This window comes from Kosakonia sp. H7A, assembly GCF_003028445.1.
Lineage (GTDB): Bacteria > Pseudomonadota > Gammaproteobacteria > Enterobacterales > Enterobacteriaceae > Kosakonia > Kosakonia radicincitans.
Genome location: NZ_PYTZ01000001.1, coordinates 16,924 through 31,114, shown reverse-complemented (window position 1 = coordinate 31,114; position 14,191 = coordinate 16,924). Strand labels below are relative to the sequence as shown.

Below are 14,191 nucleotides of genomic sequence, written 5' to 3'. Positions count from 1 at the left end.
GGCGACAGAAATAAAGCGGTCAGGAGCGAGGAGCAAACGTTGAGTTAGCCGGATTGCAAGGGACTGCAAAAGTTACAGACGCGGGTTTCCGGACATAGCTAGCTGATGCTTAGCGTACCGCCTGCAGATACCGCTGCGGTGATACGCCCAGTTTTTTACGAAACATGGCAATAAACGCGCTGGGGCTGGCATATCCCAGATCGCTTGCAAGCTGCGTCACCGCACTGCCGCGAGCCAGATTACATACGGCTTCCATCAGCCGCAGCTGCTGCTTCCATTCGGAGAAACTCAGCCGCGTTTCTTCCCGGAACAGTCGCGCCAGCGTACGCTCGCTGGCCCCGACCTTCTTCCCCCACCAGGCCAGCGTTTCTCCGTGATCGAGCTCGCGGCAGAGGATATCGCACACTTGCCGCAACCGGCGGTCAGCTGGCAGCGTGATATGACAGAGTTCCAGCGGCGCTAAACGGCGGAATTCATCGGTCAATAGCCCATAAATTAGCCCGGTGCGTTCAGCGGAGAGCGATGCCTCCAGCCCGGCATCCAGCAGCGCATCAAGTAACTGCGTCACGCGGCCTCCCCGGCACTGGCCTGGCTGGCGTTGCGAAAAAGCGGGATTAAAATAGATATTTTGCGTGACCACATTATCAATGGCCTGCAGCCCGTGCGGAGTCCCGCCAGGTATCCAGATTGCTCTTCCCGGTGACAGCAGCCAGATATGCTGCGGCGTAATAATTTTCGCCACACCGCGCCGAGCCCAGATAAGCTGCCCCTGGGGATGCTGGTGGACGGGCTCTTCACCGCCCTTGTCGTACTGCAACTGGCGAATACCATCAATGCCGTGCTGAAATGTCATCTGCCATGCCCTTTGTCCGATTCAAACCATTTTTCATCCTGATTGCTGATTAGGCAGACAAGCTTTGTCTGCCTGACAACACTCTTGCCTTTAGTTGCGCCATTCTGCCATGCTTCCGCTTCTCTTTTGAAGTTGAATAATTATCATTTCCATTCAATTCTAATAACAAGCGGAAGTGCTATGAAACACACAGGTCATTTATTTAGGGATAACTCATTGAAGGTGATGGTGTTAAGCATCATTGCAGGATACAGCGGGCATGCTTTTACTGCAGACCTCGGGAAGAGTAACACAAAAGAAGAGACGCTGGTGGTCAGTGCCGCCGCCTCTCAGGGCGAAGAGGATGAGAGTACGCTGGTGGCACATAATGCCGCAGCAGCCACCAAATCCAGTCAGCCCATCAGCCGTACTTCGCAAAGTATTTCCGTCGTGACTCAGGCTGAGATCGCTACGCACGCCGCCAGAAATATTCCGCAAGCGCTGCGCTATGTCTCTGGCGTTACTTCGGAAAACTCGGGTGCTGATACACGCTTTGACACGATCATCGTGCGCGGTTTCGAAGCGGATGAATATCTCGATGGCCTGCGCCTGCCCAGAGAAGCCTGGTGGAGCCGTCCCGCCTGGGATCCGTTCCTGCTGTCACGCATTGAGGTGGTAAAAGGTCCCTCGTCCGTGCTGTACGGTCAGGCGAATCCCGGCGGCATCGTTAACATGGTGAGCAAAACGCCGCAGGCCACGCCAGCGGGCCAGATTTACGTCAGCAGCGGCAATCACAATCAGTTTGGCACGGGTTTCGACACAACCGGCGCACTCAATGATTCTCAAACATTGCTCGGCCGCGTCGCCGGAACTTTCTTCGACACCGAAACCCAGGTGGCGCATACCCGCTATCAACACTATGACATCGCGCCTTCCTTCACCTGGCAGCCGGATGCGCAAACCTCGCTGACGCTCCTGTCTCAGTTGCGTAAAGATCCGGACAGCGGCTTCTACAACCAGATGCCCACCTCCGGCACGTTGACGCACAATCCGTTCGGTAAAATCTCCACGGGCACCTACATTGGTCAACCCGGCTACGATAAGTATCAACGCGAGCAGGGTAGCGTGGGCTACCAGTTCCGCCACGATTTCAACGATATTGTCACCTTCCGGCAGAATGTGCGTTATCTCAGCAGTACCGGTCGCTATCGGATGGTTTATCCCCTGGGCATTCGCGCGGATGCGCCGCTGGTCGATCGCGCCACAATGAACATCAAAGAGACGATGTCTAACTTCGCGATGGATAACCAGGCGGAGTTTCATCTGCAGAGCGGGCCGGTGCAGCACACCCTGCTGGCCGGTATCGATCGGATACATACCTCAGTGCGCAGCCGCTCGGGGTACGGTGACGCCGGCTCCATCAACTATCTGGATCCGGACTACAACACAGCGGTAGACGACACGCCTTATACCAGCAGTACGCACAATACTCTCGACCAGACCGGTTTATATCTGCAGGATCAGATGGAGCTGAATAACTGGATCCTGAGTCTTGCTGGCCGCTATGACGATGCCAAAACCAAAAATATCGATCTGCTAAGCGACAGCCGTACGGAGCGCAATGACTATGTCACTACCGGACGCGCCGGTCTGCTCTACCACTTTGATAATGGGCTCGCCCCCTATATCAGCTACTCCACCTCATTCGTTCCCAGCAGCAGCAATGATTACAACGGTCATCCGTTTAAACCGACCCGCGGGAAACAGAGTGAGATCGGCCTGAAATACGATCCTGTGGGACTGGATGCGCTGTTCACCGTTGCCCTCTACAATCTGCGCGAAACCAACATGGCCACCACCGACACGGACCATCCGGGCTTTAGCATCCAGACCGGAGAGGTACGTTCCCAGGGGCTTGAGTTGGATGGTCGCATCAATATTACTCCGGCCTGGACGGTTCTGGGCTCCTGGAACCTGATTAGCCAGACGGTCCGCAGCGCTAATGACGGAACTCAGGGCAAACACCCGGTGGGGGTATCCCGCAATACGGCGAAACTGTGGAGCCAGTACGCCTTTAACGGGGCGCTTGATGGCTTCTCGGTTGGCGGAGGAGTGCGCTATATGGGCACCAGTTATGCGAATACCAGCAACACCCTGAAAGTCCCGGCGGCTACTGTCTACGACGCCCGGGTCGCCTATCAGTGGCGCCAGTGGCAGTTGGCGCTCAACGCGGACAATATCGGCAACAAAACCTATATCGCTTCATGCAATAACCTCGGCTGCGAATACGCGCTTAAACGTCAGTACGTCGCGACGGTGAGCTACGCATGGTAACGATGTTATCCCGGCGAAAGCTGCTGCTGGCCACGTTGCTCACCCCGCTCATGAGTTGGGCGGGGAGATCCTCAGCACCGCCGAGGCTGGCGGTGCTGGACTGGGGATTGACGGAGATGCTGCTGGCTCTGGGCATCACGCCGACGGCGGTTGCCGCACCGGCGTGGTACCGCAAGCTGATCCCGGCGCCCCCATTGCCGGAGGACGTCGTGGATCTTGGGCTGCTCTTTCAGCCAAACCTGGAGACGCTGTGGGCGCTCAGACCGGATATGATCGTCATTACGCCGCAGCACGCATTGCTGAAACCCACGCTGGAAAAGATCGCCCCCACGCTCACGCTCCCGACGCATACCCTGGCGGGATTTATCACCGCTACCCGGGAGCTTGGCGCAAAATTTGATCGCCAACAGCAGGCCTCCACCCTGATTGAACAGTTGCAGCAAACGCTCAATCGCATCGCGCGGCAGGGGCGCGAGGTGAAGCTTCCGGTCTTTCTCGGCAGTGCCGTTGACACACTGCATTTGCGGCTCTGCACCGCCGACAGCCTGCCCGGCAACGTGCTGAGCGCCTGCGGGTTGCGCAATGCCTGGCGCGGCAGTCCGGGGGCAGAAGGAAGCGTACTGGTCGAGCTGACCCACATAGCCGATACGCCTGCCAAACTACTGCTGTTTGTGCCAGAAGAGCAGCGCGACGCGATGCAACGTTGGCGTCAGAGTCCTCTGTGGCAGCAGTTGCCTCTGACGCGTCCGCAAAACCTGAATCTGCTGAACACGCAATTCAGCGATACTGGCGCACTGATCACGGCCGGGCGCTTCGCGACGCTCCTGAATGACAGAATAGAGGCGTGGTGTAATGAGTAATACTCGCCGTGGCTGGGCGCTGATTTTGTTGCTGTGGCTCACTGCCGCGCTGATGGCCCTGTCAGAACTCCACCGCCAGGGTGGATTCAGTGCGCTCTTCGGGACAACGTCCCCCTCTTCATCGGCCATTATTTTGCGCAGCATGTGGTTCCCCCGGCAGGGAATGGCGCTGCTCACAGGCGCTACGCTGGGCGTTTGTGGCTGGCTGATGCAGCGCGCCTTACGTAACCCGCTGGCGGAACCCATCACCCTCGGTATGACAGCGGGTGCCACACTGGCAATGGGGCTCGCTTCGCTGTGGTTTCCGGCACTGCTCGCCAGTGCCCGCCCTGCCCTGGCGATAACCGGCGAGCTTGCGGCGCTGCTGGCCGTCATACTGCTGAGCTGGCGGCAGCGTCTGTCTCCTCTGGTGATGGTACAGGCAGGGATGATGATTAACCTGTGGTGCGGAGCGCTCACCCTGCTTATCGCCATCATCAACGATCGCTTTCTGCTGCAGGTATTAATGTGGGGCGGTGGCTCGCTGGCGGTTGAGAGTAGCCAGCCGCTGCGCGATCTTTTGCTCCCCCTGACCGCCGCTTTTGCCGTTCTGCTTCTGATGCTCAGACCGCTAACGCTACTGCAACTGCCGGAAACGATGGTCAATAGCCTTGGCGCCTCAGCGCTGCGCATACGGAGTATGGCGGTTCTGCTGGCGCTGGTCATGAGCGCCTTCACCATCAATGCTGTTGGCGTGATCGGCTTTCTCGGCCTGGCAGCGCCCCATCTGGCCCGCTTCGGCGGCGCGCGAACATCACGCCAGATGCTGCTACATACGGCACTTATGGGAGCCGGGCTGCTGTGGTTTACCGATCAGTGTGTCGCGCGGGTCTCGCTGGCGAATGGCCAGCTACTGCCCGTCGGTATGCTCACGGCGGTGACGGGCGGCCCGCTGCTGATGTTGCTGGCGCGCTTCTCCAGATCGGGAACGTCTCCAGTAACTGCGCCGGAACCCGCGGCTCCAGTAACCGCCGGTGCCGCATTGTTCTGGGTGTCCGGCACCCTTTTCCTGCTGGCGGTGGTGGTGTCGCTCTATACGGGCCACGGCCTGCGGCAGTGGAGTTGGGCCAGCCCGGACGAACTCGCCCATCTGCTGCCGCTGCGGGTGCCGAGACTGCTGGCGGCGCTCAGCGCTGGTGCACTGTTAGCGGGCGCTGGCGTACTGATGCAGCGGGTCAGCGGTAATCCGTTGGCCAGCCCGGAGGTACTGGGTATTGGAGGCGGTACCGCCATGGGCGTCATGGCATGGGTTGTGCTTTTCCCCGCCAGCAGCGGCGGGCTGCTGCTGAGCAGCCTGAGTGGGGCAACGCTCAGTCTGCTGCTGACGCTGTGGAATAGCCGTCGCGGAGCGTTTAACCCGCAGCGAGTCTTGCTCAATGGGATGGCGCTGAATGCCTTGTGTCAGGCCACCGTCAGCCTGGTGATGCTCAATAATCTCACGGCAAGCGCCATGTTGCTGCCGCTCATGACCGGCAGCACCTACTACATCAGCGCGCCGCTGGCAGAGATCCTCTTTGCCTCAACGCTGCTATTACTGGCCGTGGTTCCGCTATTTCGCCGCTGGCTGCTGCTGTTGCCAATGGGCAGTATTGCCGGTTCGCTCGGTGTCTCTTTGCCGCTGGCGCGGGTTGCTGTATTGAGCCTGGCCGCCGTAATGACCGGACTGGCGACATTACTGGTGGGACCGGTATCGTTCATTGGCCTGTTGGGCCCACATCTGGCGCGCAGGCTCGGTGCCAAAACGCCGCTCTCGCAGCTGTATGCCGCAGCCCTGCTGGCCGCCACCATCATGACGTTTGCTGACTGGATTGGGCGCAATGGCCTCTATCCACGTCAGTTACCTGTAGGGCTGGTCGCCTCGCTGATTGGTGTCCCGTTGCTGATATGGCCACTGCTGCGGGGCAAAGTATCCCGGCAGGCTGAATAAAGAGTGTGAATAAAGTGAAAGGAATACAGATGTCGGTATTGATAATGGTCTTCAGGATGGTTCGAGGCTGGCTTATCCTCGCCACAATCGCTGGGCTGATCAGCGGTTTTTGTAATGCTACGCTGCTGGCAATGATTAACCACAGCCTTAACCAGCCTCTGTCCGCCGCCTGGTTCAGCCCCGGTGTCGACTTCGCCCTGCTGACCCTGCTGATGCTGGCCAGCCGGGTTATCTCTCAAACGACATTTATGTCGCTGGGCCAAAAGGTGAAAGCCCGACTGCGTAAACAACTGGTCCGGAACATCAGTGAAACCAGTTGGCTGCAGCTGGAAAAAGCCGGAATGGCGAAAGCGTTATCGGCATTGACGCAGGATCTCGATACGCTGGTAGTCTTTTTTGTTAGCCTGCCTAACCTTTGTATCTATGGTGCAGTGATCGCTGGCTGCCTCATCTACCTTGGCAGCCTGTCGCCGAGCGTTCTGTTGCTGGCTATCGTTGCCATCCTGCTGGGAAGTTTCGGCTATCGTGCGGCTCAGGGCCCGGCAATGGGGCTGTTGCGCACGTCGCGTCAACGGGAAGATACGCTGATTCAGCAGTGTAAAAAATTGTTCGATGGCGCACGGGAGTTCAGGCTCAATATCATGCGCCGCCAGCAGTTTGTTGGCGGTGAGTTGTCCCATACCATTGAAGCCGTTCGCCGGGAGCGCACCCGGGGGTACGCACTGTACGGTCTGGCCAGCAGTTGGGGCAGTATTCTGTTTTTTGCCTTTATCGGAGTGGTACTCTTCGGGCTGCGCGACATGCTGGCACTGGATACCCGAACGTTGACTGGCTATATCATGGTCTTCCTGTATATGGTGGTTCCGGTGGAAGGCATCCTCTCTGCTCTGCCTGCCATCGCAGGTGCCCGGATCGCAATGCAGCGGGTCCAGCAACTTACCACCGGATTAAGCCCGGAAATTTCCCCGAAAACGTACGCGGCAGAACCATTTACCTCTCTGGCACTGGAGAATATTCACTACCAGTATCAGGGTGAAGACGGGGAACGTTTTTCCCTCGGCCCGTTGAGCCTGACCTTTACGCCCGGGGAGCGTGTCTTTATCGTTGGCGGCAACGGTAGCGGTAAAACCACGCTGGCAAACTTGCTGGTGGGGATCTTCCCCGCTGACAGCGGCCAGCTATGGCTGAATGGCAACCCTGTCGCGGCAGACGAACTCCAGCACTGGCGTCAGCACTTTTCAGTGATTTTCAGCGATTTCTTTCTCTTTGATGATGTTGTGTTCGTCACCGATCGGACGCAGTCACAGGTTGAGCATCTTCTTAACCTGCTCAAACTTAAGCATAAAGTCAGCTTTAACAACGGGCGCTTCTCTACCGTCGCACTCTCTCAGGGGCAGCGTAAAAGACTGGCCCTGTTGCAGAGCTGGCTGGAGAACCGCCCGATCTATCTGTTCGATGAATGGGCTGCCGACCAGGATCCGGAGTTTAAGGCCGTTTTCTATCTCGAGTTGCTGCCAATGCTGAAAGCGGAGGGGAAAACCGTGATCGCCATTACTCATGACGATCGCTATTTCCATCTGGCGGATCGGCTCATTAAGCTGGAGTCGGGTAAGATTGTCGAACACTCGCCTCTGGTAGCGTGAGAAGGCCGCTCAGCTTTTGCAGAGCAATGTCACGGCCACCAGTCATCAAACAGCCGGGGCGGCAGCCTGACATTACATGGCGCCGCGCCCGACAATTGCAGGGATGCACTGAAATCAGCCCAGCGTGACATTTGAGCCGTCTGTTGAACCCGTGGCAATTAAGTATTAACCAGCCGAAATGGTGGCTGACAGCTTTGTTCTTCTGACCTATACTGCCTGCAAGGTGATGGCGTTCCACCTTTCCCAACCGCCCCGTCCGGGGCTGATGACGCCTGATATGACTCTTGATTTTCAGGAGGTATGTCAGGCCGTCGATAAATCCTTCCGGCCTGTGTACTTCCCTTAACGGGGATACATCTTTGATTAATGTTTTTGGTCATCTTAACCCTGACAGCGACGCTGTCTGCACCGCAGCTGTGACGGCGGGCTGGCTCAACCGGTGTAATCGTCCTGCCCGTGCCTGGCGGCCCGGTGAAGCGAATCCTGAGACACGCTATATTTTTGAAGCTGCCGGGCTCTCCCTGCCGCCCCTGCTTGATATTCCACTGAAAGGTGAACCGGTATGGCTGGTCGATTTTACCGAACCGGCACAGGGGCCTGCTGATCTCCTCCAGAGCAATATCATCGGGATTATCGACCATCACCGGCTTGGCGGTCTGGTCACGCAACTGCCGCCGGAGGTCTGGATAAAACCGGCAGGCAGCAGCGCAACAGTACTCTGGCTGCTGATGGATGCAGAAATGCGCCGCACAATGCCCCCGACTCACGCCATCCTGCTTCTTGGCGCGCTGCTCAGCGACACCGTTAATCTGCGCTCACCCACCACGACGGAAGACGATATCCGTACAGCCACTGAACTCTGCGTTCTGTCGGGAGTAAAACGTAAGGCGTTTACCCGCGGGCTATTGGCAGCCAAAACCGATATCACCGGACAGTCCGCAGAACAGCTTCTGCATAAAGACCTTAAGACCTTTTCGCTCGCCGGCACGGATGTGCGTATCGCACAACTGGAGGTGAGTTCACCCGGCCAGGTCACTCCCGTACTGGATGAACTGCAAAATGCGATGGCGCAGATGGCGGTGACAACCGGAGCCGGACTTATCGTGCTGATGGTGACTGATATCCGTGAATACTTTTCAGCACTGTATTTCGCCGGGCCGGAGAGTGGCAACGCGGCGCCCTGCTCCGTGCCGGACATGGTCAGCCGGAAGAAACAGCTTCTGCCCTGGCTGGAACACTTCCTCAATCAAAGCCGGAGACAGCCATGAAAATCTACACACATGTACTTGTTCTTGTTCAGGGGAAAGAGGATGGCGTCCCCCTGCTCGCACTGGCGGCAACTCTGTCCCGCCTGCTGCAAATGAACATCACACTTGCTCATATCTGTAATGACTATCGGGAGATGAACTACATATCGGACGGCCTGATGGACGATGCCGTATCAAAAGACGTTGTTCAGGCGAAGGCGTTGTTCAGTGAGCTGACGTCCTCTGTGGCGGAGCACGTTGACGCGCGTGAGCTGGTCACCATGCGGCGTTTTGAAGATGTACAGAAATGCATTACCGACACCGGTGTGGACCTGGTGATTGCAGGCCACCGGAACCGTTTTATGGGAGCACTGACGTCCCGTTCGGCTGAATACGTTAACCACCTGAACGTAGACGTTCTGATTAAACACATTCACGACTGAGCTACAGGAGAACTGTATGAATTTTCTACTTGAAAAAGTCACGGCCCGCGAAATTCTCGACTCTCGCGGTAATCCCACGGTTGAGGTGGACGCTTTTACTTCAGATGGTCAGATGGCACGTGCATCGGTACCGTCCGGGGCCAGTACCGGCTCAAGAGAGGCAACTGAACGCCGCGATGGTGATCCCGGGCGTTTCGGCGGGAAAGGAGTCCGTGATGCCGTTAAGGCCGTGGAGACAGAAATTTGCGACGCCGTCAGGGGAACCGATGTGCGGGAGCAGCGGCGACTGGATAATCTGATGCGGGAACTGGACGGTACGGAGAACAAAAGCCGACTTGGTGCCAATGCCATTCTGGGTGTTTCGCTGGCGGTGGCCAGACTGGCCGCTCAGGTCACCCGTCAGCCACTTTACCGCTATCTCGGCGGACTCAATGCCAGCCTTTTGCCCGTTCCGTGTATGAATATTATTAACGGTGGCGTTCATGCCCGTGGTCAGGGAGCCGATTTTCAGGAATTCATGATAGCACCGCACGGTGCTTCAACGCTGGCAGAGGCCGTTCGTCAGGGCAGCGAGGTCTATCAGACTCTGCGCCAGATCCTGCTGTCCCGGAACCTCTCCGCTGCGGTGGGCGATGAAGGGGGATTTGCTCCGGCCGTCTCCTCGAACCGTGAGCCGCTGGAATTCATTGTTCAGGCCATTGAGAAAGCCGGTTACCGACCGGGGGAAGATATCAGTATCTGTATGGACCCGGCATCCAGCGAATTTTACCGTGACGGGAAATATCACCTTCGCACCGAAAACAGCGCCCTGAGCGCTGAAGAGATGACGGATTATTATGGTGAACTGATGAGCCACTTCCCCATTGTCCTGCTTGAAGACGGGCTCGCCGAGGATGACTGGGCTGGCTGGAAACATCTGCATGAGAAACTTGGCGGACGCGCCGAACTGGTCGGTGACGACCTTTTCGTAACGAATGTGAAGTATATCCGCCGGGGTATTGAAGAAAATCTGGCCAGCGCGGCGCTCATCAAACTCAACCAGATTGGTACGTTGAGCGAGACGTTCGACGCGGTTTCACTGTGTCATGAACACGGATGGGGCGCTTTTATTTCGCACCGCAGCGGTGAAACCATGGACACGTTTATCGCCGACATGACGGTGGCATTGCGGGCGGGGCATCTGAAAACCGGCGCGCCCTGTCGCGGCGAACGTATTGAAAAATACAATCAGCTTATGCGCATTGAGCAGGAACTGGGCAATGAAGCCCGATATGCAGGCATCAAAGCTTTTGTTCGCTGTGCTTGATCGAAATCATCATGGCATCTGCCGTGTGTATGCCGGTGAAAACCGGCATACACCCTTCAGGTTATATTCACCTGAACAAGCATGATAATGAAACTGACTCTGACTTTATTACTGTCCGAATGAATCCTTCTGATTTTGATGTACCTTCCTCACGGTATGTTTCATCTTCGATAAGGAGTGAAATGGAATCAAAATTTGGCTGCAGGTACACATTTTTTAATTGTAAAGAGACTATTCTCAACTAAACAAAATAATACAGGAGGTCTAAAGTGTACAATTCTATTCTGGTTCCCATCGATATCTCTGAAACAGAGCTGACCCACCAGGTCATTCCCTTTGTTCAGGCGCACGCTGTGATGAATACCGCCAGAGTGCATTTTCTCACGGTTATACCTTCGTTACCGTATTATTCAACGTTGGGTCTGGCCTATTCGATTGAAATGCCGAAAATGAAAGAAATACAGCATGCTGCATTATCAAAACTGGATGAGCTTGCTAAGCAATTCAAATTGCCATCCGAAAAGATCCAGACCCATGTGGCAACCGGATCACCAAAGGATCAAATCCTCAAGCTTGCCGATTCGATTAATGCGGATTTAATCATCATTGCCTCCCATCGACCGGATATCTCTACCTATCTGTTGGGTTCAAACGCTGCAGCAGTGGTGAGACACGCCAGATGCCCTGTTCTGGTCGTTCGGTAACATGTTCTGGCGGGCCAGGAGAAGGCCCCCGGAGAAGACAGGAGTTTCATGCTTTCTCCTGAGGCGCGACAAGACCAGAGGAACCGGGCACAGTTAACGGAAAGAACCCGGTGGCGTATGTGATATTTTCGGTTTTCCACACAGCCAGGCTTTGATTACACAGCTGTAATTTCTAACTGTCGTATGGTTGCAATGCTGCGCAAGATCGTTGCCTGGCTGCATACACTCTGACCAGAGACTCCCCTTTTCACCGGGTTGGATGACCCTGTCAAAATTTCCCGAAAAGTCAGGCAATTGCCAGAATATTTAGCCAGACTGAAGCCGGTTATTCCTGATTATGACTCGGGGTAAGGGTCACAGGTATCGCCGAATGAGGGAATGGGTATACATTACTGATAAAGTCCAGAACCGTACGGCCGATAATCACGAAAACTGTTGTTTACCTCTCATGTCACAATGCGATGGCAGGAGTATGGTCAATATTATGCAAAGCGTTCACGCCGGATAACCATAACGACAGGGGGATGCTGTCAATAATGCCAATGCAAATACTGAAAATTATCCACCACCGGATCAGTATCTACACACTTTCAATAGTCTTAACATTCGGCGTTCTGTACGGCACAGGACAAGGGGTTTATTATTATTATATCCATGAAAAAATGGAAGATTATGCTGATTCAATTCTGGCACGCAGTGACAGCCTGATCGAGCAGGTAAAACTGATTGATGGACTTCGACAGGAGTTCGCAGTCTATGAGCCATGCAGTAGCCAGTACCTGAATGCGCTGCGAAAACAGCTCTGGCCCTACCCTCTGATTAAGGATATTGCCTATGTTGATGATGAGAAAATTATCTGTTCAGCCATCTGGGGAAAACTGAATTCACCTGTTTCTTTAAATATATTCAGAAATAAGGTTAATCGGGGTAGTTATACCTGGGTATTTGACGCATTGATAGAAGAGAACATTACCGCAGATGTTCTTTACACCAATAACTTCGCCATAACGGTTTCTCCCTTTGCCTTCAAGCGTTTCTGGGAGGAAGCCAATAAAATGGATTTTGATGCCGTCATAGGTGATTTTAACCACGAAAATCATTTTTTCATGATTGGCAAAAACACGCAATTACTGGAATCGGTAGAGCATAATAAAGCTCATTCTTTGTTGTACTTTACTGAACACTCCTGCAACAGGGTGAATGATATTTGTGTTATTACCGGAACCTCACACTCTCTCTTCTTCAAAAACAATATTTATGTCCTGGCGTTTTTATTTAGCCTGTCCTTTATTATCGGGTCTTTGATTGGCACGCTGTATGTTAATGGCTTATCACATAAGCAATCATTACTTTCCCGGCTGGAAAATGCAATTCTGAATCGGGAATTACATTTCGTCTATCAACCCATATACAAAGTTAAAGACCGGAATATAACCGGAGTAGAGGCACTTTTACGCTGGACAGATCCTCAGATAGGATATATTGGCCCTGATATATTTATTCCGCTTGCGGAAAGAAATGGCTTAATAGCCAAGATTAGCCAGTATGTGGTTGAGCATGCCATCAAGGAGTGTGCGCCAATATTGCTGAACAACGATATCACTTTAAGCATCAACGTGAGTTGTGCTGATATCTGCTCTGCGGAATTTCGTGAAAAACTGCTGAGCACGTTAAAAAAAGAAAACGTTGCAGGCAAGTCTATTATTCTTGAAATTACGGAAAGACAAAGCTCCGGAACCGATGATATCAAGCAAGCGATGGATTTTTTTAAGGGTACCGGCATCATGTTTGCACTTGACGATTTCGGAACCGGTTATTCGAATCTGAACTGGCTTTCATTACTTGACGTTGATGAAATTAAAATTGATAAATCATTAACTGATTCGATAGGGACTGAATCCATCAATAAACATATTCTTCCTGGTTTGATAGAAATGTTTAAAAACATTCCTAAAATAGTGGTCTTCGAAGGAGTGGAAACTGAAATGCAGTATCAGTTCCTCAGGGAAAATGTACCTGAGAGCTGTGCTCAGGGATGGTATTTCGCAAAAGCTGTTCCTTTAAGCGAACTACGTGCCGTCCTCGCGGGTTAATGGTGAACATCCGTTAACCACACCGGCACAGATTTTACTTATGACCAGGATCTGGCTGGCGCAATCACTGACAGATATAAATTACGGAGCTGGCCGATGCGACAATCAGAACGGTGCATTCGGCTCAGCCCTGTCGGTTAATTACGTAAGCCGCTCGCCAGGAGCGTAAATACCTCAATATAGTTAGGAAGCGCTTTTTGCGGATCGTCGCAGGCCGCAATCGACAGCGCGGCATTCATTGCCGCACCATTTAACATGCGCGCAGCGGCATCGGCATCCACCGACTTAAGAATACCACGATCAATCATATTCAACACCGCCTGGCGGGTGGATTCCAGGCAGCTATTCTGGCTTGGCCACTGCGCCGGGTCGCCGAGAAAAGCCGGACCATCCAGTAAAACAATACGCTGCACTTCCGGGTCGAGAGCCATTTTGATGTAGGCAATCCCTTCGGCCAGTAACCTCTCCCACTCATCGTTGGCAGTGGCCGCAACCGCTTTTGCGCGTTGTGCCATTTCACCGTCCACCTGCGCAACAACCGCGGCAAGCAACCCCTTTTTATCACCAAAATTGTGATAGAGCGCGCCGCGCGTCAGGCCTACGCTGGCCGTTAACTCATCCATTGATGCGGCGGCATAGCCTTTTTCTGCAAACGCCTTTCGCGCTGCACTAATCAACCTGCCCCGGTTCTCTTCCATCGTTTCGCTACGACGCTTGATCATGCGATCTCCTTTTGACATACGCGGCGTATGTGATATTAATT

The 14,191-nt window shown here is 54.3% G+C and carries 11 protein-coding genes and 1 riboswitch; of the genes, 9 read left to right on the top strand and 2 right to left on the bottom strand.

Annotated features, from left to right (window positions below):
* Positions 1-109 precede the first annotated feature (109 nt).
* Positions 110-853 (bottom strand): helix-turn-helix domain-containing protein, encoded by a 744-nt coding sequence (locus CWM66_RS00140; RefSeq protein ID WP_107146092.1) that lies wholly within the window; start codon positions 851-853, stop codon positions 110-112.
* 180 nt (positions 854-1,033) lie between these two features.
* Here CWM66_RS00140 and CWM66_RS00135 point away from each other — a divergent pair, with 180 nt between their 5' ends.
* The 9 genes from CWM66_RS00135 (at position 1,034) to CWM66_RS00095 (ending at position 13,428) form a co-directional block, all read left to right on the top strand.
* Positions 1,034-3,166 carry a TonB-dependent siderophore receptor gene (locus tag CWM66_RS00135; protein WP_035885645.1) on the top strand — a complete coding sequence of 711 codons (2,133 nt, stop codon included), beginning with the start codon at positions 1,034-1,036 and terminating at the stop codon, positions 3,164-3,166.
* Positions 3,160-4,026 carry an iron-siderophore ABC transporter substrate-binding protein gene (locus CWM66_RS00130; protein WP_227136826.1) on the top strand — a complete coding sequence of 289 codons (867 nt, stop codon included), beginning with the start codon at positions 3,160-3,162 and terminating at the stop codon, positions 4,024-4,026. The genes CWM66_RS00135 and CWM66_RS00130 overlap by 7 nt, the downstream gene beginning before the upstream one ends.
* Entirely contained in the window at positions 4,019-5,992 is a 1,974-nt protein-coding gene (fhuB, locus tag CWM66_RS00125; RefSeq protein WP_107146091.1) for a Fe(3+)-hydroxamate ABC transporter permease FhuB, read from the top strand. The genes CWM66_RS00130 and fhuB overlap by 8 nt, the downstream gene beginning before the upstream one ends.
* A 29-nt stretch (positions 5,993-6,021) precedes the next feature.
* Complete coding sequence (locus CWM66_RS00120) at positions 6,022-7,635, top strand: cyclic peptide export ABC transporter (protein ID WP_079517885.1); 1,614 nt, start codon at positions 6,022-6,024, stop codon at positions 7,633-7,635.
* A gap of 213 nt (positions 7,636-7,848) precedes the next feature.
* A riboswitch (Fluoride riboswitch) is annotated at positions 7,849-7,917 on the top strand.
* Positions 7,918-7,994: 77 nt separating this feature from the next.
* Positions 7,995-8,903 carry a DHHA2 domain-containing protein gene (locus CWM66_RS00115; protein WP_107146090.1) on the top strand — a complete coding sequence of 303 codons (909 nt, stop codon included), beginning with the start codon at positions 7,995-7,997 and terminating at the stop codon, positions 8,901-8,903.
* Complete coding sequence (locus CWM66_RS00110) at positions 8,900-9,325, top strand: universal stress protein (protein WP_107146089.1); 426 nt, start codon at positions 8,900-8,902, stop codon at positions 9,323-9,325. Before CWM66_RS00115 ends, CWM66_RS00110 begins: the two co-directional genes overlap by 4 nt.
* A 16-nt stretch (positions 9,326-9,341) precedes the next feature.
* Complete coding sequence (gene eno, locus CWM66_RS00105; protein WP_107146088.1) at positions 9,342-10,631, top strand: phosphopyruvate hydratase; 1,290 nt, start codon at positions 9,342-9,344, stop codon at positions 10,629-10,631.
* 269 nt (positions 10,632-10,900) lie between these two features.
* On the top strand, positions 10,901-11,335 hold the full coding sequence (uspF, locus tag CWM66_RS00100) for a universal stress protein UspF (RefSeq protein WP_007372068.1): 435 nt from the start codon (positions 10,901-10,903) through the stop codon (positions 11,333-11,335).
* Between the two features lie 461 nt (positions 11,336-11,796).
* A complete protein-coding gene (locus CWM66_RS00095; protein ID WP_233218343.1) occupies positions 11,797-13,428 on the top strand; it encodes an EAL domain-containing protein in 1,632 nt (543 codons plus the stop codon).
* Positions 13,429-13,565: 137 nt separating this feature from the next.
* On the opposite strand, the gene CWM66_RS00090 is transcribed toward CWM66_RS00095, so the two are convergent.
* Positions 13,566-14,150: a TetR/AcrR family transcriptional regulator gene (locus CWM66_RS00090; protein WP_007372064.1), complete on the bottom strand. Its 585-nt coding sequence runs from the start codon at positions 14,148-14,150 to the stop codon at positions 13,566-13,568.
* Positions 14,151-14,191 lie beyond the last annotated feature (41 nt).

Bases quoted from the DNA above. Each gene is read 5' to 3' on its own strand.
- CWM66_RS00095 (WP_233218343.1), top strand. From the start codon at position 11,797: ATGGCAGGAGTATGGTCAATATTATGCAAAGCGTTCACGCCGGATAAC.
- CWM66_RS00130 (WP_227136826.1), top strand. From the start codon at position 3,160: ATGGTAACGATGTTATCCCGGCGAAAGCTGCTGCTGGCCACGTTGCTC.
- eno (WP_107146088.1), top strand. From the start codon at position 9,342: ATGAATTTTCTACTTGAAAAAGTCACGGCCCGCGAAATTCTCGACTCT.
- CWM66_RS00120 (WP_079517885.1), top strand. From the start codon at position 6,022: ATGTCGGTATTGATAATGGTCTTCAGGATGGTTCGAGGCTGGCTTATC.
- CWM66_RS00110 (WP_107146089.1), top strand. From the start codon at position 8,900: ATGAAAATCTACACACATGTACTTGTTCTTGTTCAGGGGAAAGAGGAT.
- CWM66_RS00135 (WP_035885645.1), top strand. From the start codon at position 1,034: ATGAAACACACAGGTCATTTATTTAGGGATAACTCATTGAAGGTGATG.
- CWM66_RS00140 (WP_107146092.1), bottom strand. From the start codon at position 853: ATGACATTTCAGCACGGCATTGATGGTATTCGCCAGTTGCAGTACGAC.
- CWM66_RS00090 (WP_007372064.1), bottom strand. From the start codon at position 14,150: ATGATCAAGCGTCGTAGCGAAACGATGGAAGAGAACCGGGGCAGGTTG.
- fhuB (WP_107146091.1), top strand. From the start codon at position 4,019: ATGAGTAATACTCGCCGTGGCTGGGCGCTGATTTTGTTGCTGTGGCTC.